Origin of the sequence: Agromyces mangrovi, assembly GCF_030296695.1 — a bacterium.
GTDB lineage: Bacteria > Actinomycetota > Actinomycetes > Actinomycetales > Microbacteriaceae > Agromyces > Agromyces mangrovi.
On the sequence record NZ_AP027737.1, the window covers coordinates 1,459,903 to 1,481,944 of the forward strand.

Below are 22,042 nucleotides of genomic sequence, written 5' to 3' on the forward strand. Positions count from 1 at the left end.
GGACGCCGAACGGCGCAATGCTGCGCAGGCCCGCGAACTCCACCGCGGCTGGCCGCGCAGCCGCACGATACGTGCGTCAGATCGCAACCAATCGCCGCGATCTTGCGCCTAGCCTTGCTGCAAGCGGCAGATCCGCCGCTTCGCACCCTGGCCGACGACGGCCGCGAGATCGGAGGCAACCGTGTCGCAGACCCAGCTCGACCCCCGCATCGACACCGCCGACGCGCCCAGCACGGCCGCCGGCATCGAACTCGCGCACGGCGTCGAGCACGACCCCGCGTGGCTCGACCTGAAGCAGGCCGCAACGGCCCTGCAGGCGCTCCAGGCGAAGGACGGTTCCGTCCCCGAGGAGGGCGACCACCCCGAGGCATCCGCTCTCGTCGACCGTGTCGCGAACGCCGTCGACGCCCTCGCGCCGCGCTTCCCGCACGACGCCGACTACCTCGCCCAGCTGCCGCGCGACCTGCGCCGCTGGCGCGACGAGGGGCTCGGCGTGCCCGACTTCCTCGACTCGCTCGTCGCGTTCCAGCCGCAGCGGCACCGCATCGACGGGCTGCGCCACCTCGTCGTGTTCCCGATGCTCACCCAGAACGGCTCCGCCGACCGGCACCTCGAGGCGCTCGTCGTCGAGACGATCTGGCCCGAGTCGATCGCGCACCTCGAGGCATCCGACTACGGCAACGCGCTGTTCGTGAGCCTGCGCCTGGTCGACTTCACGCCCGGCTACGACACGAACTCGGCCGTGCTGTTCCCCGAGACGGTCGCGATGCGCGAGATCCCGCCGTTCACGTGGGGCGCGATCTTCCAGGACCGCGAAGCCGCGCGCTACCGCCGCGTCGTGCGCGCCGCCGCCGACATCACGAAGCTCGACCTGCCCGCCGACGCCGCCCGCATGCTCGACGACCAGCGCCTCACCGAGCGCGTGTTCGTGATGTGGGACCTCATCCACGACCGCACGCACATGCGCGGCGACCTGCCGTTCGACCCGTTCATGATCAAGCAGCGCATGCCGTTCTTCCTCTACTCGCTCGAGGAGCTGCGCTGCGACATGACCGCGTTCCGCGAGGCGGTGCGCATCCAGCGCAGGCTCGAGGCCAGGGCGGCGGATGCCTCGGGCGAACCGCTCACCGACGTCGAGGCGTACGTGCTCGACCTCGCCCGCCTCGTGCAGTACGCGGTGATCTTCGACCGCATCTTCCGCTTCGCCATCACGGGCACGCGCGTGCGCAACTACGACGGGCTCGGCGGGCAGCTGCTGTTCGCGTGGCTGCACCAGCGCGGCGTGCTGCACTGGACCGACACGAAGCTCGCGTTCGACTGGGAGGGCGTGCCCGACGCGGTCGTCGCCCTCGGCGACGCGATCGACGAGCTGTACTGGCGCTCGATCGACCGGCCGAAGACCGCGCACTGGCTCGCGGCGTACGAGCTCGTCTCGGGCGTGCTCGAGCCGAATCCGGCGTCGCAGTGGGCGCGCGGACTGCCCGACGAGGTGCTCGCGGGCGCCCCGCGCGGCTACACCGACCTCGTCATGGACGACGAGTTCCCGCTGTCGATGTTCTACGAGGCGCTCGAGAAGAAGATGCGCGACGTGATCGCCTCGACCGTGGGCATCACCGGCGCGACCCCCGACGCCTGATCAGGGGCTGGCCGACCGGGCCGCGATCGGGCAGGCTCGAAGGACGACGCCGGCCCAGGCGAGGGGAGACGCACGTGAGCACGGACGGACGCACGGTACTGATCGCGGGGGCGACGAGCGCGTCGGGGCGCGCGGTCGCGCGGGCGCTGCTCGCCGACGGGGCGCGGGTCATCGCGGTCGGCTCGAACCGGGGCCGACTCGACGAGCTCGAGGCATCCGTGCCCGGGGTGATCACCGAACTCGCCGACCTGACCGTCAAGTACGACGTGCTCGAGCTGTCGATGCGCGTGCACGCCCGCATCGGCGACGTCGACGGCGTCGTGCACCTGGTCGGCGGCTGGCGCGGCGGCGGGGGCATCCCCGGGCAGACCGACGACGACTTCCGCGCACTCGAGACGAGCTTCACGGCGCTGCGGTTCATCAGCCGCACGTTCTGGGACGACCTCACCGCATCGGATGCCGGGCGCATCGCGATCGTCTCCTCCACCACGGTCGAGCAGCCCACGGCCGGCAGCGCGAACTACAGCGCGGTCAAGGCCGCGAGCGAGTCGTGGATGCGCTCCCTCGCCGACGGCTTCGCCAAGGCCGGCGACACGGGCGCGGCGACGATCTTCCGCGTCCGCTCGCTCTCGGGGCTCGAGGGCACGCTCGCCGACGCCGTGGTCGGGCTGTGGGCAGCGGATGCCACTGAGCTGAACGGCCGCACCACGACCCTCGCCTGAGCCGGGCCGGCGGGCCCGCGCCTCCGCGCAACGATCACCCCTGAGGGCCGAATCTCGCACGGAGGGCCGGAGCTTCAGCACTCAGGCCGAGAATCGGCCCTCAGACGGTTCCCGCCATCTGCTTCGCTGCGGACGCCTTCCGCACGCCCGCGCGCCGCGCGAGTTCGAAGCACCACACCGAGAGCGCGAGCAGCACCACCCCGGGCGCGACCAGCCAGCCGGGCCCGCCGGCGAGTCCGGCCACCACTGCGGCGAAGCCGAGGTCGAACACCACGCCGACCCACCACCACGCCGCACCGCCCAGCACGACCGCCCCCGCGATCGCGGAGCCCGCGACGACCGCAGCCACGAGCACGACTCCGACGATCGCCAGCACGACGAGCGTCGCACCGAGCGCGTCGGGCCCGTCATCGAGCAGCATGAACGGCACCGCGCCGAACAGCACGAAGAGCACCCCGACGCCGATCAGCACGGTGAGCCCCATGGTCCACGCGGTATGTTCGCGCACGCGGCCCAGCACGTCGGTCTGCGCCCTGTCGAGCACCCCCGACCACGTGCCCCACACGGGCCAGAACACCGCGATGAGCACGAGACCCGACATCAGGATCGCGGCTCCGACGTTCCGATCGCCGACTCCCGCCTCCGCGACGCCGAGGACGATCGCTCCCACCACGAACAGCCCGAGCCCGGTGAGGGCCGCACCGCCGAACACCCGATTCACGCGTCGGAGGGTCCGGACCCGTCGCAGCGATCGCATGCGGTGGAGGAATCGGGCGCGGCTCACCCGCACACGTTACCCGTCGTCGCGGCGCTCCGCGGTCGTCGCCCGGTCGGCGGGGTGGTGCTCGCGCGCGCTCAGCGCGAAGAACGGGATCGCGACGGCGTGGATCACGCCGCCGATGGCCAGCGACGCGCCGTAGCTCCAGACGTCCGCCGCGCGACCGAGCGCGGGCTGCACGACCGCGCCGCCGGCGCTTCCGACGAGCGAGGAGAAGGACAGCACGGTGGCGCGCTGCTTCGAGGGGATCATGTCGTTGAGGTACGCCTGGCGGATCGGCATCTCGGCGGCGAAGAGCACGCCCCAGAGCGCGATGAGCACGAGCGCGACCCAGAAGTTCTGGAACAGCCACATGGCAACGAGCACGAGCGAGGTGGCGCCGGTGATGAGTATCAGCGCGCTCGTGCGCCGTCGCACCAGCCGCCGCACGAGCGGGGCGGCGAGGCCGCCCACGACCTGGGCGCCGGCGACCAGCGCCGCGGCGAGCCCGGCGATGGAGTAGGCGTCGTCGTCGCCGAAGAGCTCGAGCAGGTAGGGCTGGAGGGCGTAGAACGCGTAGAAGCCGACCCCCGACGTGAACACGCCCGCGAGCATGATCCAGCGCACGGGCCGGTTGCCGAGCCCGTGCCGCAGCGATTCGCGCAGGATGGTCCTCGTCGCGCGGATCGGCCCCTCGCTGCGGTCGGGCGTGAACCCGAGATCGCGCATCGCGACGAACGCGAGCACGAACATCGCGACGAGGATGCCGGCGCGGACGAGGAACGGCACGCCGAGGTCGGTCAGCTGCGCGATCACGCCGCCCAGCACCGACCCGACGAGCATCGCCACGCCGGAGACGACGACGCCGCGCCCGATCACGCCCTCGAGGGTTCCGGTGTATCCGGTCGCGGCGAGCGCATCGACGAGCCACGCCTCGACCGCCCCCGAGAAGAACGTGAAGCCGAGGCCGAGCAGCATCGACGCGAGCGCCCAGGCCCAGAACGGCGACTGCCAGAGCCACATCAGCCAGTAGAGCGCGGTGGTGACGGCGAGCGTGACGGTGCCGAGCAGGTACGACGCGCGCCGACCGACGGTGTCGGCGATGACGCCGGTGGGCACCTCGAACACGAGCATGCCGAGCAGGTAGAAGCCGTTCGCCGCGAACGCCTCGAGGTTCGACAGCCCCGCATCGAGCAGGAACAGGGTGTTGATGCCCCAGATGAACGAGGCCGCGAGCGTGTTGCCCAGCATGAGCGAGAGGTAGACGCCCTGCACCCGCCGTGCGGTCGTCACCGCGCGTTCCCCGTCGCCGCTCCCGCCGCCGAACCCACCCTCATCATGCGCCCACCGGGCGTCCGCGTCGACCCCCGCGCGGGCGAGGCCTCCGCGAATGCACAGCCGTGGTGCGCGCGATTGCAGCGAGCGGATGCCGCCGGGGTACGATTCTGCGTCGCCCCGCGCGCCGACCCGAAACGGCGCACCGGAGCATCCGCACCCCGAACCGAAGGCACCACCCCATGCGCAAGCGCACCGTCGCGCTCATCACCGTCTCCGCCGTCGTCGTCGCCGCCCTGGGCGCCGCGTACTGGGCGGGACGCGACCTGTTCCACATGCCCACCGCGACCGGCGTCGACTCGGTGATCGGGGAGGTCGGCGGCGAGCGCGTGCTCGGAGTCTTCGCCCACCCCGACGACGAGCAGACCGTGAACGGGCTGTTCTGGCGGGCGAAGCACCACGACGGCGCCGAGACCGCGCTGATCACCGCGACGCGCGGCGAGGCCGGCCACCAGGTGCCCGTCGTCGCCCGGCAGGACGACCTCGGCATCGTGCGCGAAGCGGAGGCGCTGAAGAACAGCTTCAACCTGGGCGTCGACGAGCACGACGTGTGGCACTACCCCGACGGCGGCGTGCCCGGGGTCGACGAGGAGGAGCTGGTCGAGCGCATCGCCGACGCCATGGCCGAGTTCCGCCCCGACGTGGTGGTCACGTTCTGGCCCGAGTCGGGCGCGACGGGCCACGCCGACCACATGGAGATCGGGCGGGCGACGGAGCTCGCGATCGGGCAGCTCGAGGCATCCGGCGGCCCCTACCCCGGGCCCGACACCATCGTCTACACGATCAGCCCGACGAAGGCGCTCACGATGTTCGGCGGCGAGACCGGCGCGTTCGTCGCCGCGAACCAGCCCGACCCCGACTACGCGATGCCTGCCGAGGTGGGCAAGAAGTTCGAGGGGTGGCAGATCCACGCCTCGCAGCGCGACTTCATGCCGGCGTCGTACATCCTGCCGACGTGGGTGATCTACGCGCTGTGGGACCACGAGTTCTACGCGGTGCGCGACCTCGCGGCCGACCCGCTCGGCTGAGTCGGGCGGTGCCCCGGCGCGCGTGGAACGCGTAGCGTGGACGCCATGCTCCGACTCGACCACGTGTCCAAGTCGTACGGCGAGCGCCTCGCCCTCGACGACGTCTCCTTCACCGTCGCCCCCGGCCGCATGACCGGCTTCGTCGGCGGCAACGGGGCCGGCAAGACCACCGCGATGCGCATCGTGCTCGGCGTGCTCGAGGCCGACCGCGGCACGGTGACGCTCGACGGGCGCGGGCTGACGCAGACCGACCGTCAGCGGTTCGGCTACATGCCCGAGGAGCGCGGGCTGTACCCCAAGATGCGCGTGCTCGAGCAACTCGTCTACTTCGCCCGCCTGCACGGCTGGGCGCCCGCCGCGGCGCGCCGCAACGCACTCGAACTGCTCGAGCGCCTCTCGCTCGAGGAGCGCAGGGACGACAAGCTCGAGACCCTCTCGCTCGGCAACCAGCAGCGCGCGCAGATCGCCGCGGCGCTCGTGCACCGGCCCGAGGTGCTCGTGCTCGACGAGCCGTTCTCGGGACTCGACCCGATCGCGGTCGAGTCGGTGCAGCAGGTGCTGACGGATGCCGCGGCAGCCGGCGCCCCCGTGCTCTTCTCGTCGCACCAGCTCGACATCGTCGAGCGGCTCTGCGACGACCTCGTCATCATCGCGGGCGGCCGCATCGCCGCCGCGGGCGAGCGGGACGCGCTCCGCGAGGCGCACCGCTCGTCGCGCTACGAGCTGCTGCTGAGCGTGGACGCGGGCTGGCTGCACGAAGTGCCGGGCGTCGAGGTCGTCGACAGCGACGGCGGGTGGGCGCTGTTCGACGTCGATGCGGATGCCACGAGGCAGGCCGTGCTCCGCCGCGCGGTCGAGCTCGGCGAGGTCGTCAGCTTCACCCGCGAGCAGACCACGCTCGCCCAGATCTTCCGGGAGGTCGTGCGATGAGCCGGGTCGAGCAGTCCGGGGCCGCACCGCAGTCCCGGATCGCGTCCGACGCGCGACCCGCCGCACCGGGCTTCGCGGCCAGCGCGTGGCTCGTCGCGGTGCGCGAGATCATGGTTCGCCTGCGCAGCGTCGCCTTCGTCGTCTCGACGGCGATCATCGTGCTCGCCGCGCTCGCGGCCGTCGTGATCGGCAGCGTCGTGAGCGCGAACGCCGAGCCGCCGAGCGTGGCCGCCGTCGGCGAGGCGCAGGCGGCGCTGGCCGGCACCGACCAGCTGCAGGTCGTCGACGCCGTTGACACCGCAGACGCCGAGCAGCTGCTGCGCGACGGCGAGGTCGACGCGATCGTCGCGCCCGACGCCCTCGCCGCCGAGATCGTGCCCGACGCGGAGCCCGGCGCATCGCCGATCGGACTCACGGTCATCGGGTTCGACGGCCCTCCGGGCTCGGTCGTGCAGGCGCTGTCGGTGCCGCCGAACGTCGCGGTGCTCGAGCCGAGCGACCAGGACCCGGGCCTCGTCTACTTCGTCGCCCTCGGCTTCGGACTCGTGTTCTTCATGTCGGCGCTCACGTTCGGCCAGATCATCGCGCAGAGCGTGGTCGAGGAGAAGCAGACCCGCGTGGTGGAGGTGCTGCTCTCCGCGATCCCGGTGCGCACGCTGCTCACCGGCAAGGTCGTGGGCAACAGCCTGCTCGCGTTCGCCCAGATCGTGGTGATCACCGGGCTCGCGCTGCTCGGGCTGGCCGTGACCGGTCAGCGCGTGCTGTTCGGCGAGCTGGGCCCGAGCGTGCTGTGGTTCATCGTGTTCTTCCTGTTCGGGTTCGTCATGCTGGCCGCCCTGTTCGCCGCGGCGGCCGCAATGGTGTCGCGCGCGGAGGACGTGGGCACGACCACCACCCCGGTCACGATGCTCGTGATGATCCCGTACTTCCTCGTGGTGTTCTTCAACGGCAACGAGACGGTGCTCGCGGTGATGAGCTACGTGCCGTTCTCCGCACCGGTCGGCATGCCCGTGCGGGTGTTCCTCGGCACGGCCGAGTGGTGGGAGCCGCTCGTCTCGCTCGTGATCCTCATCGCGACCACGGCGCTCGCGATCCTGGTCGGCAGCCGCATCTACGGCAACGCGCTGCTGCGCATGGGGGCACGCGTGAAGCTGCGCGAGGCGCTCGGGTCGTGACGCGGGCGTGACGAAGCGCCCGGCGGGCCGGCTGAAGCGCCCGCCGGGCGTTCCGCGCGCGATCAGGCCGAGCTGGCCGAGGCCCCGCGCATCTGGCGCAGCACCTCGTCGGTCGGCTGCATGAGCGCGATGATGTTGCCCTCGCTGTCGTCGAACCACGCTCCGCGCGAGCCCTCGAAGTCGGCGACGCCGTCGACGGTCTTGAGCCCCTCCGGGAAGTCGTAATCGTGGAAGACGACGCCGTGCGAGCGGAACTCGGCCATGTCGGCGTCGAGGTTCTCGGTCATGATCGAGAGCACGGTGTTCTTGGCGGTGCCCGAGAAGCTCGTCTCGTAGACGAGCACGCTCGTGCCGCCGATCGTGTAGTAGTCGCCGGTGACGTCGGACACGGTCGGTTCGAGGCCGAACACGTCGTGCCAGAACCGGCGGGCGCGTTCGAGGTCGGATGCCGCCAGGACGGCGGTCATCGAGGTGAGATGTGCCATGAGGATTCCTCGCTTCCTGTGACGTTCCGGAGTGTACTCCCGCCGCGCGCCGCCCACACCCCGTACGCGGTCGAGCGGCACGACCCGACCACGTCGACCGGACGCGCGTCCGGCACGGTGCGCGGGGAAGGGTCGCGGGGCATCCGTCGTTGCATCCGATCGGGACCGCCGCCCGGCGCACCCGACGCTGCAGGAAGGCTCACCGCATGACGAACCCCGTGATCCCGGACGACCTCGTCGACCTGCTCGAGCGACCCCTGGTCGGCGCGCTCGGCACGACCCGACCCGACGGCGCCGTGCAGGTGCACCCGATGTGGTTCGAGTTCGACGGCACCGACATCCGCTTCACCCACACGACCAAGCGCGTGAAGTACCGCAACCTGATGGCCGACCCGGCGATGACCCTGCTCGTGATCGACCCCGACGACACCGGCCGCTACCTCGAGCTGCGCGGACGCCTCGCCGAGGCCATCCCCGACCCGACCGGCTCGTACCTCGTGCACCTGGGCGCCCGCTACGGCAACCCCGGCATGCAGCCGCCGGCCGACCGTGCCGACCGCGTCATCCTGCGGATGTCGGTCGAGCGCGCCTCGCGCCACTGACCGGGCGCCGTCGGACGCCGGACGGGCGCGGCCGCGGAGTTCCCGCGACCGCGCCCGTCCGAGGGGCCGGTGAACCCTAGTCGCCGACGCGCACGAGCTGCACGTCGTCGAAGGTGCCCCACGCGTTCGCGGAGAGCTCCCAGTCGAACGCGACCGTGACGTCGGCGCCGCGACCCACCTGGAACTGCAGCGTCGCCGTCTGGAAGTCCTGCCAGCCGGTGAGCTGGAGCGGGGCCGAGACCGAGGTCGTGGTCGTGCGGCCGTTGCCCGCGTGGGCGCGATCGACCGCACCGCCCGAGGCCTCCGACGCGCGGCCGAGACCGACGCCGGGGGCGCCCTGCACCACGGTCGCCCGCAGCTGCAGCACGTCGCCGTCCTGCAGCAGGTCGCCCTGCGTGGTCGCGCGCAGCTCGTACGTGCCCGCGGGCAGGTCGGCGACCAGCTGCGTCAGGCTGCCGGCGTAGTCGCTGCCGAGCCAGAACGACACGGCGTTCGGCTTGTCCGACGCGTCCTCGCCGACCGCGGCGATCGCAGCGCCGTCGCCGGCGAGCTGCCAGGCGGAGCCGTCGCCGTCGAAGCTGCCGTCGACCACCAGATTGCGCTCGACCACCGTGATCGTCGCGACCGCGTCGAGCGCGCCACTGGTGCGCCCGCCGACCTCGTGCACGCCCACGCCGTCGACCGCGTGCCGGTCGGGCTGCGACCACTTCACGGCCTGCGACGAGACCGCACCGTTCCACGCGGTCACCGACACCGTCTCGGGCAGTGCGACCGGGTCGCCGTCGACGATGGTGATCGCGACCGGCGCGACCGTCGAGGCGGGCGCCTCGCCGACGAGCACGAGCGCGTCGAGCGCGTCGCGCAGCAGCGCGAGCGCCCCGTCGACGTCGGCCTGCGACGGGGCATCCGCCCCCAGCACCACGTGCGCGATCTCGAGCGGCAGGGCGAGGCCCGCGTACGACTCGGGCGTGACGAGTGCCGGGTCGAGCGACTCGGCCAGCGCCACCAGGTCGGCGAGCGCGGTCGTGTCCGCACCCTCGTCCGAGGCGAGCACGAGCTCGACGTCGTCGAACGTGCCCCACGCGCCGGCGGCGAGGTTCGCCACGATCGACACGGTCACGGTCTCGCCGGCCGCCACCGCGAGCGGCGGAGTGACCGGGTACGACCAGGCGCGCCAGCCGTCCATCGAGAAGTCCGCCGAGGCGGACGCCCCCGACGAGGTCGACACCACGAGCTGCACGCTGCTCGCGTCGCTGATGCCGTCGCCCTGCAGGGCCGCGGTCGCGACGTACTCGCCCGCCGGCACGCCGGCGACCTGCTGCGACACGGTGAACGCGTACGCGCTGCCCGAGTAGAAGTGCGTCGACTTGTAGTCGGTGTGCGGGTCGTCGTCGGTGCGCACGGTCACGCCGGTGCCGGTGGCGACCCACATGCTCGTGTCGGCCTCCTCGAAGCCGGGGTTCCGCAGCCGGTTCTCGGCCTTCACGACGATGTCGGCGGATGCCTCGAGGCCCGAAGCGGTCAGCCCGCCGACGCGGTACGTGCCGGGGCCGTGGATCCACTCCGCGGCATCCGACCACTCGACCGCCTCGGACTCGACGGAGCCGTCGTTGTAGGTCACCTCGAGCGTGTCGGGCAGCGCCCAGGGCTCGCCCGCGGCGACCATGAGCGAGACCTGCTCGACCGAGACGACCTCGCGCGGCGCGACCGCACCGGTGCGGGCGTATTCGAAGACGTTGAGCGACTCGAGCGGGTGCCCCGCGAAGTCGAACAGCGCCTGGTTCTCCCACGCCGAGCCGCCGTACCAGACGCCCGCATCGTCGGGGTCGTACTCGCCGGCGTAGCTGGTGGCCCAGCCGGAGCCGTCGCGCTCCCAGAGCACGCGGTTCTGCTCGACCTCCTCGGGCGGCCCGACCGGCAGCCACGCGGGCTCCCAGTAGTACACGCCGATGCCGGCCTCGCCCACGTCGACGACCGCCTGCATCACGTCGCGCACCGCGGTGGCCTGTCCCTGCACGCTCACCGGGTAGGCGGTGGCCTCGCTCGGCAGGTCGATCACGTTGCCGTGCCCGTCGCCGTCCTCGAGCGTGTACGCCCACGACGTCTCGGCCACCATGACCTGCTTCTGGTACTGGTCGGCCACGTCCGACAGCACGGAGGTGAGGTTCGTCAGCGAGCCGTGCCAGAACGGGTAGTACGACGAGGCGAAGACGTCGTAGTCCACCCCGCGCGCCTCGAGGGCCGCCGCATAGTTGAGGTAGCGACCGGATGACTCGGGGTTGGTGAAGTGCAGCGCGACCAGCGCGTCGGGCAGTACGGCGCGCACCGCGGCGGAGCCCGCCGAGAAGACCTGCGCCATGCCGTCCCAGCCGCTCACGCCCGCGACCGCGTTGTTCGTCTCGTTGCCGACCTGCACCATGCGCACGTCGACGCCCGCAGCGACGAACTGCTCGAGCGCGTCGGTCGTGAACGCACCGACCGCCGCCGCCGTGTCGGCGACCGAGAGGCCCTCCCACGCCTTCGGCGCGTCCTGCTTGCCGGGGTCGGCCCAGAAGTCGGAGTAGTGGAAGTCGACGAGGGTGGACAGGCCCGCGGCCGTGGCGCGCTCGCCGATCTCGACGGCCCGCTCCACGTCGACGTTGCCGCCGCCGTAGCCGTTGCCGTCGGCGTCGAACGGGTCGTTCCAGACGCGCACGCGCACGTCGGTGACGCCATGGTCGGCGAGCACGTCGAACAGGTCGGCGGGCTCGCCGGCGGCGTCGCGGAACACGACGCCGGACTCCTCGAGCGAGAGCACGCTCGAGACGTCGACGCCGTTGATGAAGTCGTCGGGGAGGCCCTCGACGCGTTCGACGAAGATGCCGGCGTCGACCGGCCCCTCCTCCGCAGCCGCGGGTGCGGCGGCGAGGAGGCCGCCGACGAGTCCCGCGACCGCGGCTGTGACCGCTCCCAGTCTGAGGCGTGAGTGGTGCATAGCGCTCCGATCTTCCTTGATCCCTCTGCGGCCGCGGATCGCGACCGCCCTTTCGTCCCGGGCAGCGACTCAGCGCGCCCGGCGGTTCGTCAGCCCTTGACCGCGCCCGCGGTGAGCCCGCCCACGATGTACCGCTGCAGCGACAGGAACAGCACGAGCACCGGGATGGCCGCGAGCACCGCGCCCGCGGTGAACAGGCCCCAGCGCGACGTGAGCTGGTCGGACACCCACTGGTACATGCCCACGGCGAGCGTCCAGTTCTCCTCCGACACGAGCACGATCTTCGCGAGCACGTAGTCGCCGAACGCCGCGATGAACGCCAGCAGGGCGACCACCGCCAGGATCGGCGTGACCAGCGGCATGATCAGCCGCCAGAAGATCTGCGCGTGGGTCGCGCCGTCGATCTTCGCCGACTCGTCGATCTCGATCGGCACCGTGTTGAAGAAGCCGTACATGAGGAACGTGTTCGCGCCGAGCGCGCCGGCCAGGTACAGCGCGATCAGCGCGATCTTCGAGTTGATGCCGAGTGCCGGGATGACCTCGCCGATCGCGAGCAGCATCAGCAGGATCGCGACGAACGCGAGGGTCTGCGGGAACATCTGGATGATGAGCAGGCCCGAGAGGCTCGCCCGTCGGCCCGAGAAGCGGAAGCGCGAGAACGCGTACGCGCCCGCCGCGCCGATGATCACCGCGCCCACGGCGGCGATGCTGCCGATGAGGAGCGTGTTGCCGTACCAGGCCCAGAAGTAGGTGTCGCCGAGCGCCAGGTAGTTCTCGACGCTCACCGCGGAGAAGATCGCGTTGCTCGCCGCGAGGCTGCCGCGCGGGTTGAGCGAGGCGGACAGGATGTACACCAGCGGGAAGGCCGCGTAGAAGATGATCCCCGCGGCGAAGAAGTACTTCCAGCCGACCTCGAGCCACCACCGGCGACGGCGGGCGGAGGTGCGGTCGTGGGGCGGGCGGCTCCCACCGGCGCCCGCGGTCTCGCGGACGGTCGCTGCGCGCGTCTCAGTCATCAGAAATTCTCCAACCTGCGGGTCTGCCGGAACACGATCGCCGCGATGAGGCCGATCACGATGAAGACGAGGATCGAGAGCGCACTCGCGAGCCCGTAGTTCGCCACGCCGCCCGAGATGCCTGCGATGTCGAAGATCGCGGTGATGAGCAGGTCGGTCGAACCGAGCCGGTAGGGCGCACCCGGTATGACGGGGCCACCATCGTTGAAGATGTAGATGACGGTGAAGTTGTTGAAGCCGACGGCGAACGAGGCGATCGCGAGCGGCGCCGTCGAGACGAGCAGCAGCGGCAGGATGATCGACCGGAAGCGTCGGAACTTGCCGGCGCCGTCGATGTCGGCGGCCTCGAGCGTGTCTGACGGCAGCGACTGCAGTGCGCCCGTGCAGACGAGGAACCAGTACGGGAACGACAGCCAGACGTTCACGAACAGCACGGCGCCCCTGGCCAACCATGGATCACCGAGCCAGTTGATGTCGGCGCCGAAGAAGAAGAGGTCGTTGATCACGCCGAACTCGGCGTTGAACATGCCTCGGAACAGCAGCGCGCTGAGGAACGCCGGGAATGCATACGGGAGGATGAACAGCACCCGGAGGAACTTCCGCGCGCGGATGCGCGGATCGTTGAACACCAGCGCGAAGAGCAGTCCGAGCGCGAACGGCAGCACCACCGAGAGCAGCGCGAACGCGAAGGTCCAGATGGTGACGATCAGCAGCGCCTCGGCGAGCGCCGGATCGGTGAAGATCGCGAGGAAGTTGTCGAACCCGACGTTCACGTACCAGCCGGTGGGCAGCGAACTGCCGTCCTCGGCGACGAAGCTGCCGCGGTCGTTCGGCGCGTAGACGGTGCCCGACACCGTGTCGGTGATCGTCTGGGCCTCCTCGTCCCAGACGAGCGTCGAGGTGTAGACGGCACCGCTCGAACCGTCGCGCGTGCGGATCGCGCCGTCGTTCGGGTCCTCGGAGACCGGCACGCGCAGGTCGACCACCGCGGCCTGGAGCTCCTGGTCGGAGAGCAGCCGGCCGCGGTCGACGACCGTCCAGCCGGGCACATCGCTCGGGGCACCGCTCGCGGCCGGCACGTCGACCGACGAGAGCGGCTCGTTCTCGGTGCCGACGAGCACCTCGCCGCCGTCGTTGATGGCGAAGCCCAGCTCGCCGCCGAGGCGCTCGACGATGGAGAGGGGGTAGGTGGGCGAGCCCTCGACTCGACGCTCGCCCTGGATGAGCGCCGCGTCCACGGCCTGCTCCATCGATCCGGCGTGGCCGGTGCCGTAGTTCGTGAACGCGATGTAGGCGGTGTAGCCGAAGACGAAGATCTGGAAGACGAAGAGGAACGCCAGCCCCGGCAGCAGGTACTTGAGCGGGAGGGCCTTCTTCGTGAAGTAGACGATGTCGGCGATGACCAGCAGTGCGAGCGTGATGCCGAAGATCCACCACGACTCCACGCGGAACGCGGAGATGAGCGCCAGCAGTCCGAGCGCGTTGATGACCGCCATGATGGCGAGCTTGACCAGGAACCCCCAGCCGAGCCCGCGCCAGCCCCGGGAGTGCGATTCCGCGGAGGGGCCGCCCCGGCGGGACGTCGACGGCGGACCCGAGGTGGTCTCGAGGTCCTGCGCCTCATCGTGCTGGACCGACATCGTGCTCCTTCGTCGACGGATGTTGTTGCGAGTATCGTGCGAGCGGTGCCGTGGGGTGGGCAGGCGCGCCCACCCCACGGCGGTCGGCTCAGCCGCCGAGCTCGGCCTCGAGGTCGCCGACCATGGTGTTCCAGGTCGGCACGGGGTCGGAACCGGCGATGATCTGGGCCTGTGCGGCGTTCCAGAAGTCCCAGACGGAGCCCATCTCGGGGATGCTCGGCATCGGCACGCCGTTCTGCGACGACGCGAGGAACCCGGCGATGATCGGGTCGGACGCGACCTCCTCGGCGACCGTGCTCCACGCGGGGATGCGCGGGTCCGCCTCGTACAGTGCGCGCTGCGCCTCCTCGGTCGCGATGTAGTTCACGAGGAACTCCTGCGCGATGAGGGCGTTCTCGCTCTGCGAGCTGAGGTAGAAGCCCTGCACGCCGACGAACGGCGCCGCGGTGCCGTCACCGGCCGGCGGAACCGGGTTGACCGCGACGTTGACGTCGGGGTACTCGCCGATCGCCCACGGGCCCTGCACCGTGTAGGCGGCCTCGCCGCTGTTGAAGAGCTCGTTGTTGATCGCGTAGTCGACGGTCGTCGAGATGTAGCCCGTGCCCGACTCGCCGTTCTCCGCGAGCCACTCCGCGAACGCATCGCCGTTGGCGCCGCCCATGCCGACCTCGTTGGTGTACGAGCCCGAGGAGTCCTGCACGAAGACCGGGGCGTCGAACGACGTCTGGAACGGGTACATGGTGTAGCCGTCACCGGTCTGGCCGGCCGTGTTGATCACGAACGGACGCTCGGCACCCGAGTCGATGCCGTTCTGGATCATCTCGTCCCACGTCGCGGGCGCCTCCTCGCCGACGAGGTCGACGTTCTGGATGAGCGCGATCGCCTCGAGCGAGTAGGGCAGCGCGTAGAGCTGGCCGTCGTAGGTCATGGCGTCCAGCGCGACCTGCTCGAACTCGCCGGTCTTGTCCGCGAGGTCGATCGTGTTCACGACACCCGCGCTCACGAGCGCACCCAGCCAGTCGTGGGCGCCGATCGTGATGTCGGGGCCCTCACCGGTCGGGACCTGCGTGATGAAGTCGTTGCGGATGTCCTCGAAGTTCTTCTGGACGAGCGTGACGGTCGCGCCCGTCTCCTCCTCGAACGTCGCTGCTGCGGCCTCGACCGCGGGCTCGCGGTTCTCGTCGACCCAGACCGTGAGCTCGACGCCGCTGGCGTCGACCGGCTCGCTCGACTCGTCGCTCGTGTCGCCGCCGCCAGCGCAACCGGCGAGCACTGCGACCGATGCGAGCGCGAGTGCGCTCATTCCGATGTGCTTTCGCATTCCTCTTTCCCTTCAGAGTTGGCCGGCGCCGCGTGCCTCTGTGAATCGCGGCGTTGCGACCGGGTGGTGGTGCGTCGGGCGGATGCCGCGGCGCGAAGGTCGTGCGGGAGTCCCGCGGGTCACGAGTCGGGGCGATCACCCCCTCGCGACCGCGGTCGGTGCGGACGACGGCGACGCCGCCGCCCGGCACACGCAGGGTGCCCGGCGCCTCGGCGCCGGTGAGCAGTTCGGTTCCGGATGCCGCGAGCTCGGCCGCATCCTCCCGATGGTTGACGAGCACCAGGTAGTCGGCGTCGTCGCCTCGACGGGTGATCGCCTCGACGCCGTCGGGGAGTGCGGGCGGCTCGATGCCGGCATCCGCGTAGACCGCGCCGAGCAGCACGTCGAGGGCGTCGCCGTGCAGTCGCGTGGAGACGTACCAGCCCGTGCCTGCGCCGTGCCGGTTGCGGGTCACCGCGGGCCTGCCCGCGCCGGGACCATCCACGTACGTCGCGATGGCCTCGGCGCCGCTCATGACGAGATCCTCCGTCCAGGCGTCCGCGGCGAGTCCATTCTCGCCCGGCCATTCAAGGGTAACTCCGTCACCCTCCCGGAGGGGCAGGAATTCCTCGACCCGAACGCCGAGCGCCGGCTCGAGCGGCGCGCCGAACCCGCCCTCGTGCACGGCGTCGTGCTCGTCGACGATCGCCGAGAAGAACGACACGAGCAGGGTGCCGCCGGCCTCGACGTAGCGCGTGAGGTTCGCGGCATCCGCCGTGCCGAGCAGGTACTGGGCCGGGGCGATGACGAGCTTGTACGCCGAGAGGTCCTGGCCGGGATGTGCGAAGTCGATCGTGATGCCCGCGCGCCAGAGCGGCTCGTAGAACGCCCGGATGCGCTCCTTGTGGTCGAGCTCGACCGAGGGGCGCCACTCGAGGTCCTGCGCCCAGAACGACTCGAAGTCCCAGAGGATCGCGACGTCTGCGAGCACGCGCGAGCCCTGCACCTCGTCGAGCCGGTCGAGCATCGCGCCGAGCTCGACGACCTCGCGCCAGACCCGCGAGCCGGTGCCGGCGTGGGGGATCATCGCCGAGTGGAACTTCTCGGCGCCCGAGCGGGATGCGCGCCACTGGAAGAACAGGATCGCGTCGGCGCCGCGACCCAGGTGGGTGAGCGAGTTGCGCGCCATCTCGCCGGGTCGCTTCGCGATGTTGCGGGGCTGCCAGTTCACGGCCGACGTGGAGTGCTCCATGAGGATCCACGGCGCCCCGCCGCCCAGCGAGCGGGAGAGGTCGGCGGCGATCGCGAGGCCGATCTCGCCCTCGGGGTCGGCGGCCCACAGGTAGTGGTCGTCGGCGACGATGTCGACCTCGCGCGCCCAGGCCCAGAGGTCGGTGGTCCAGCTCTGGTTGGCCATGAAGTTGGTGGTGACGGGCTGCGACGCGTGGGCGCGGATCGCGTCGCGCTCTGCGATGAAGCACTGCAGGAGCTGGTGGTCGGTGAACCGGTGGAAGTCGAGCCGCTGGGCGGGGTTGACCACCGAGGGGGCCGCCGCGGGCGCACCCACGTGGGCCCAGTCGGTGTAGTGCTGGCCCCAGAACGCGGTGCCCCACGCGCGGTTCAGGCCGTCGAGGTCGCCGTAGCGCTCGCGCAGCCATTCCCGGAAGGCGGCGACCGACTGCGGCGAGAAGTCCTCGCCCACGGGCACGCCGTACTCGTTGTGCACGTGCCACATCACGACCGCGGGGTGGTCGGCGTACCGCTCGGCGAGCGCACCCGCGATGCGCACGATCGCCTCGCGGTAGGCGGGCGACGAGTGGGAGGCCATGCCGCGCGAGCCGAAGCCCATCACGGTGCCGTCGGCGGTGATCACGCGCGCATCCGGATGGTCGGCGAAGAACCACGCGGGCGGGGAGGCGGTCGGGGTGCCGAGGTCGACCGAGACGCCGTTGGCGTGCAGGAGGTCGAGGAGCTCGTCGAGCCAGTCGAAGTCGAACTCGCCCTCGCGGAGCTCGATGAGGGCCCAGGAGAAGATGCCGACGCTCACGAGGTCGACGCCGGCCTCGCGCATGAGCGCGACGTCCTCGCGCCAGACGTCGCGCCCCCACTGCTCGGGGTTGTAATCGCCGCCGTAGGCGATTCCCCGAAGCTCGGGCCAGGGGTGGTGCTGCGTCATGACGCTCCGTCGGGTCGTGGGTGGTGCGGTCGTGCTTCGATCCCGTCACGTCGACCGTGCGACTGTGACCGGTCACAGTATTACCCCTGCGGGCTCCGTCCGGCAAGTCGGGGCATCCCGACCGTTACCCAACCGTGACCGGTCACAGCTCGGCGTCGACGCGGTACGATCACGGGCGTGGATGACACGACGACCGCTCGGCGCAAGCCCACCATCCGCGAGGTCGCGGCGGTGGCCGGCGTCTCCCGTGGAACCGTCTCACGCGTCATCAACGGCGGACACTGGGTCTCGCCCGAGGCGCGCGTCGCCGTCGAGGAGGCGATCCGCACCACCGGGTACACCGCCAGCCACGCGGCCCGCAGCCTCGCGCGGGGGCGCGCCGACTCGGTCGCGTTCCTGCTCACCGAACCGCAGCACCTGCTGTTCGACGACCCGACCTTCGCGCTGCTGCTGCGCGGCGCGGCCGCCGCCCTGGCCCAGCGCTCGATGACCCTCGTGCTGCTCGTGGCCGGCACTCCCGAGGAACGCAGCCGCGTCGCCGACTACGTCAAGTCGGGCCACGTCGACGGGGTGCTCCTCATCTCCTCGCACGAGGCCGATCCGCTGTACGACTCGCTGCTCGACGCCCAGGTGCCGCTCGTCTCGTGCGGCGTGCCGCTCGGACACGTGGGCCAGGCGCCCGCGGTCTCGGTCGACGAGTCGGGCTCGGCGCGCGCGATGACCCGCTACCTGCGCGAGCAGGGCCACCGGCGCATCGCCATGATCGCCGGCCCGCACGACACCCCGGGCGGCAAGTACCGCCTCGTCGGGTTCCAGGAGGAGATGGGCGCCGACTTCGACGCCGACCTCGTGGAGGAGGGCGACTACGGGCTCGAGTCGGGCGCCGCCGCGATGGAGCGCCTGCTCGCGCGCACGCGCGGGATCGACGCCGTCTTCGCCGCATCCGACCTCATGGCCGCCGGGGCGGTGCGCGCCCTCCGCGCGGCCGGCCTGCGGGTGCCGGACGACGTCGCGGTCGCCGGCTTCGACGACTCGGGACTCGCGGCCACGCACCGCCCGCCGCTCACGACCATGCGCCAGCCGTGGGACCGCATCAGCTCGGAGATGGTCGACATGCTGCTCGACGTCATCGGCGGCGCACCGCGCGAGCCGATCACGCTGCCCACCGAACTGGTCGTGCGCGAGAGCGCCTGAGCTCCGCCCCGCCCCTCGGTGCGGCGGGCAGGCCGCCGGGTGCGAGGATGGACGGGTGACCGCACGACTGCACGACCCCGCCCTGCGCGGCTTCGCCTCCGACAACTACTCCGGCGTGCACCCCGAGGTGCTCCAGGCCATCGCGAACGCGAACGACGGCCACCAGATCGCCTACGGCGAGGACGTCTACACGACTCGCCTGCAGGAGGTGTTCGCCCAGCACTTCGGCGAGGGCGTGCACGCGTTCCCCGTGTTCAACGGCACGGGCGCGAACGTCACCGGGCTGCAGGCGATGCTGCCCCGCTGGGGCGCGGTCGTCTGCACGAGCACGGCGCACATCCACACCGACGAGGGCGGGGCGCCCGAGCGCGTGGCGGGCCTGAAGCTGCTGCCCGTGCCGACGCCCGACGGCAAGCTGACTCCCGAGCTCATCGACCGCGAGGCGTGGGGCTGGGGCGACGAGCACCGCGCCCAGCCGCTCGTCGTCTCGATCACGCAGACCACCGAGCTCGGCACCGCGTACACCGTCGACGAGGTGCGCGCGATCGCCGACCACGTGCACGAGCGCGGCATGAAGCTGCACATGGACGGCGCGCGCATCGCGAACGCCGCCGCGACCCTCGACGTGCCGCTGCGCGACTTCACGACCGACGCCGGCGTCGACGTGCTGAGCTTCGGCGGCACGAAGAACGGCCTGCTCTACGGCGAGGCGATCGTTGTGCTCTCCGACGACGCGCTCGAGCTGGCGGGCACGACCGGGCCCGACTCGATCCGGTACCTCCGCAAGCTCAACATGCAGCTGACCTCGAAGATGCGCTTCGTCTCGGCGCAGCTCATCGCGCTGCTCGAGGGCGACCTCTGGCTGCGCAACGCGCGCCACTCGAACACCATGGCGACGCGCCTGCGCGCCGCCCTCGAGGCGGGCGTCGCGGCGGGCGAGCTGCCCGGCCTCGACTTCAGCCAGCCGACCCAGTCGAACGCCGTCTTCGCCACGCTGCCGACGGGCGTCGCCGACCGGCTCCGCGACGTCTTCCGGTTCTACGACTGGGACGCCGCCCGCGGCGAGGTGCGCTGGATGTGCGCGTTCGACACCCTCGCCGACGACGTCGACGCGTTCGTGGCCGCGATCCGCACGGAGCTCACGCGCGCCTGAGCGGCGCGTACCGCCGGCCGACGGGCAGCCGTCCGTCCAGTGACGATGAGCCCGGCGAGCCATCCGTCCACCCATCGCGCTGCGAGCTTCCTGAGAGCGGACGTGCTCTCCGTGCTGGCACTGGCGCGAGGCATCCGACCCGCGGTGAAGATGGGACGAACCGTCGCCCGGGGTCTCCCGGCGACGGTTCCCCGGTGATCCGGATCCGGGGCCGAGGGGGAGCGACGCATGACGACGGGAATCGCACTGGTGGACGCACGCGAGGGGGATCGCGGACGAGTCGACCCGCGAGAGGACGGGGCCCGCACGGTCGGCCCCGAGGGGCGCCAGCTCATCGTCGTCGCGGCACTGGTGTCGGCCTTCGTCGTGGTGCTGCTGGTGCTGCTCGGCACGCTGCAGCCCGTGATCGCCACCAGCGCCATCATCGGCGTGGTCGCGGTGTTCGCCGCCATGCTCGTCGTGCGCACGACCGTCGAGCGCGCACGCACCCGGGTGCGCGCGCTCACCGCCCTGCTGGGCGTGCTCATCGCCGGCTCGGTCGCCGCCGTGCTCGCCGTCTCGGCCGCGGAGTGGCTCCCCGCCTGACGCGAAACCCCATGCATCGTCATGGAATAGCGCGCCCTCCGCGCGCGTTCGGGCTCCACGTGCGCTCCGATGCTGCAGTGCGCAGTCCGCACCAGCACCATCCGGAGGGCCCCCATGACCGACGCGACCACGCACACCCGCACCGCGACCACCGACGCACCCCTACTCGACGTGCTCGCCGAGCGCTGGAGCCCGCGCTCCTTCGACGCCGACGCGACCATCGACGCGCACGCCCTCGACGCCGCACTCGAGGCGGCCCGCTGGGCGCCCTCGGCCAGCAACTCGCAGCCCTGGCGGTTCATCGTCGGCCGCCGCGGCACCCGCACGTTCGAGCAGGTCCACGCCGCGCTCGCCGACGGCAACCGCGTCTGGGCCGACAAGGCCGCCGCGCTCGTCGTGAACGTCGCAGAGACCGCCGACCTCGACGGCACCCCGCGCCCCTGGGGCCACTACGACCTCGGCCAGTCGGTCGCCTACCTCGCCGCGCAGGCGCACCACGACGGGCTGCACACGCACCAGATGGGCGGCTTCGACCGCGACACCGTGCGCCGTGCGTTCGGCCTCGACGAGCGGTTCGAGCCGGTGTCGATCATCGCGATCGGCGTGCTCGCGAGCCCCGACGCGCTCCCCGAGCGGCTGCGCGAGCGCGAGGTCGCCCCGCGCCGGCGCATGCCGCTCGACGAGATCGTGCTGCACCGCGACTGATCGGATGCCCCGGGGCCGGCCGCGCTCAGCGAGGGCGTGCCGCCCCGGCGGGGCATCCGCTCGTCACGCTGCGGCGGTCCTGCGCGACGGCGCGAGCATCAGCAGCGCGATGCCGTAGAGCAGGAACATCACGCCGACGCCGGCCGCGAACAGCGCGACGCCGAACGACACGACCGACGTGAACAGCGACGCCCGCAGGAACGACGCGTTCATCATGACCGCGCGCACCGGGTCCTCCTGGTCGAGCTCGGCATAGGTCGCTCCGCCGCTCGCCTCCAGGGAGTGGGTGTTGATGATGTCGGCCTGCACGAACGCGGTGAGCGGCCCGGCGACCTGCTGGCCCTGGAACGCCATGGCGTCGTCGGGCACGATGATGTTCTCGGCGCGGAGCTGGTTCGACACCGCGATCCACGCGACGATGCCCACGATGATGAGCAGCGCGCCGCCCACGACCCCGAGCCATCCGAAGATCTTGACGGCGGTGGTCTGTCCGCCGGTGAGTGCGATCGTGTTGGTCCCTGTCTCGGCCATGGCGATTCCCCTCGTTCGACGCCCCTGACAGGGCCGACCATAGCGAACCTGAACGTCGGTTGGGAAGAGGCCGGGTGCCGCGAGTCGGACCCCGGCCT

The 22,042-nt window shown here is 71.5% G+C and carries 18 protein-coding genes and 1 pseudogene; 10 read left to right on the top strand and 9 right to left on the bottom strand.

What is annotated here, in order from left to right; translation table 11 throughout:
- Positions 1-244: 244 nt before the first annotated feature.
- Positions 245-1,636, top strand: a complete 1,392-nt coding sequence (locus tag QUE38_RS06920; protein WP_286311698.1) for a DUF6421 family protein — start codon at positions 245-247, stop codon at positions 1,634-1,636.
- Positions 1,637-1,710: 74 nt separating this feature from the next.
- Positions 1,711-2,358: an SDR family NAD(P)-dependent oxidoreductase gene (locus tag QUE38_RS06925; protein WP_286311000.1), complete on the top strand. Its 648-nt coding sequence runs from the start codon at positions 1,711-1,713 to the stop codon at positions 2,356-2,358.
- A 100-nt stretch (positions 2,359-2,458) separates the two neighbouring features.
- Here the strand turns inward: QUE38_RS06925 and QUE38_RS06930 are convergent, their stop codons facing one another.
- A complete protein-coding gene (locus tag QUE38_RS06930) occupies positions 2,459-3,079 on the bottom strand; it encodes a hypothetical protein (protein ID WP_286311002.1) in 621 nt (206 codons plus the stop codon).
- Positions 3,080-3,151: 72 nt separating this feature from the next.
- On the bottom strand, positions 3,152-4,366 hold the full coding sequence (locus tag QUE38_RS06935; RefSeq protein WP_286311700.1) for an MFS transporter: 1,215 nt from the start codon (positions 4,364-4,366) through the stop codon (positions 3,152-3,154).
- A gap of 266 nt (positions 4,367-4,632) precedes the next feature.
- On the opposite strand from QUE38_RS06935, the gene QUE38_RS06940 reads away from it, so the two are divergent.
- The 3 genes from QUE38_RS06940 to QUE38_RS06950 are packed head-to-tail and all read left to right on the top strand — an operon-like array spanning position 4,633 to position 7,583.
- Positions 4,633-5,478 carry a PIG-L family deacetylase gene (locus tag QUE38_RS06940; protein WP_286311005.1) on the top strand — a complete coding sequence of 282 codons (846 nt, stop codon included), beginning with the start codon at positions 4,633-4,635 and terminating at the stop codon, positions 5,476-5,478.
- A gap of 45 nt (positions 5,479-5,523) precedes the next feature.
- A complete protein-coding gene (locus QUE38_RS06945) occupies positions 5,524-6,408 on the top strand; it encodes an ABC transporter ATP-binding protein (RefSeq protein ID WP_286311007.1) in 885 nt (294 codons plus the stop codon).
- Positions 6,405-7,583 carry an ABC transporter permease gene (locus tag QUE38_RS06950; protein WP_286311008.1) on the top strand — a complete coding sequence of 393 codons (1,179 nt, stop codon included), beginning with the start codon at positions 6,405-6,407 and terminating at the stop codon, positions 7,581-7,583. The genes QUE38_RS06945 and QUE38_RS06950 overlap by 4 nt, the downstream gene beginning before the upstream one ends.
- Before the next feature lie 62 nt (positions 7,584-7,645).
- Here QUE38_RS06950 and QUE38_RS06955 read toward each other — a convergent pair whose 3' ends face one another.
- On the bottom strand, positions 7,646-8,068 hold the full coding sequence (locus QUE38_RS06955; RefSeq protein ID WP_286311011.1) for a VOC family protein: 423 nt from the start codon (positions 8,066-8,068) through the stop codon (positions 7,646-7,648).
- 206 nt (positions 8,069-8,274) lie between these two features.
- On the opposite strand from QUE38_RS06955, the gene QUE38_RS06960 reads away from it, so the two are divergent.
- Entirely contained in the window at positions 8,275-8,670 is a 396-nt protein-coding gene (locus QUE38_RS06960) for a PPOX class F420-dependent oxidoreductase (protein WP_286311013.1), read from the top strand.
- A gap of 76 nt (positions 8,671-8,746) precedes the next feature.
- Here QUE38_RS06960 and QUE38_RS06965 read toward each other — a convergent pair whose 3' ends face one another.
- From QUE38_RS06965 to QUE38_RS06985, 5 genes and pseudogenes are all read right to left on the bottom strand, one after another.
- The gene (locus tag QUE38_RS06965; RefSeq protein ID WP_286311018.1) at positions 8,747-11,644 is read right to left on the bottom strand and encodes a glycosyl hydrolase 53 family protein; all 2,898 of its coding nucleotides are present in this window, start codon (positions 11,642-11,644) and stop codon (positions 8,747-8,749) included.
- Positions 11,645-11,733: 89 nt separating this feature from the next.
- Positions 11,734-12,660 carry a sugar ABC transporter permease gene (locus tag QUE38_RS06970; RefSeq protein ID WP_286311021.1) on the bottom strand — a complete coding sequence of 309 codons (927 nt, stop codon included), beginning with the start codon at positions 12,658-12,660 and terminating at the stop codon, positions 11,734-11,736.
- Positions 12,660-14,300: an ABC transporter permease subunit gene (locus QUE38_RS06975; protein WP_286311024.1), complete on the bottom strand. Its 1,641-nt coding sequence runs from the start codon at positions 14,298-14,300 to the stop codon at positions 12,660-12,662. The genes QUE38_RS06970 and QUE38_RS06975 overlap by 1 nt, the downstream gene beginning before the upstream one ends.
- A gap of 88 nt (positions 14,301-14,388) precedes the next feature.
- On the bottom strand, positions 14,389-15,621 hold the full coding sequence (locus tag QUE38_RS06980; RefSeq protein ID WP_286311027.1) for a sugar ABC transporter substrate-binding protein: 1,233 nt from the start codon (positions 15,619-15,621) through the stop codon (positions 14,389-14,391).
- A 151-nt stretch (positions 15,622-15,772) separates the two neighbouring features.
- A pseudogene (locus tag QUE38_RS06985) lies at positions 15,773-17,776 on the bottom strand (beta-galactosidase); the annotation flags it as partial.
- A 177-nt stretch (positions 17,777-17,953) separates the two neighbouring features.
- On the opposite strand from QUE38_RS06985, the gene QUE38_RS06990 reads away from it, so the two are divergent.
- The 4 genes from QUE38_RS06990 to QUE38_RS07005 all read left to right on the top strand — a co-directional run bounded on the left by QUE38_RS06990 (position 17,954) and on the right by QUE38_RS07005 (position 21,413).
- Positions 17,954-18,970: a LacI family DNA-binding transcriptional regulator gene (locus QUE38_RS06990; RefSeq protein ID WP_286311029.1), complete on the top strand. Its 1,017-nt coding sequence runs from the start codon at positions 17,954-17,956 to the stop codon at positions 18,968-18,970.
- A 55-nt stretch (positions 18,971-19,025) separates the two neighbouring features.
- The gene (locus QUE38_RS06995; RefSeq protein WP_286311032.1) at positions 19,026-20,123 is read left to right on the top strand and encodes a threonine aldolase family protein; all 1,098 of its coding nucleotides are present in this window, start codon (positions 19,026-19,028) and stop codon (positions 20,121-20,123) included.
- 228 nt (positions 20,124-20,351) lie between these two features.
- Positions 20,352-20,708 (top strand): hypothetical protein, encoded by a 357-nt coding sequence (locus tag QUE38_RS07000; protein WP_286311034.1) that lies wholly within the window; start codon positions 20,352-20,354, stop codon positions 20,706-20,708.
- Positions 20,709-20,822: 114 nt separating this feature from the next.
- Positions 20,823-21,413 carry a nitroreductase family protein gene (locus QUE38_RS07005; protein WP_286311036.1) on the top strand — a complete coding sequence of 197 codons (591 nt, stop codon included), beginning with the start codon at positions 20,823-20,825 and terminating at the stop codon, positions 21,411-21,413.
- Between the two features lie 63 nt (positions 21,414-21,476).
- Here the strand turns inward: QUE38_RS07005 and QUE38_RS07010 are convergent, their stop codons facing one another.
- Positions 21,477-21,944, bottom strand: coding sequence for an aromatic ring-opening dioxygenase LigA (locus QUE38_RS07010; RefSeq protein WP_286311038.1), 468 nt, complete (start codon positions 21,942-21,944; stop codon positions 21,477-21,479).
- Between the last annotated feature and the right edge of the window lie 98 nt (positions 21,945-22,042).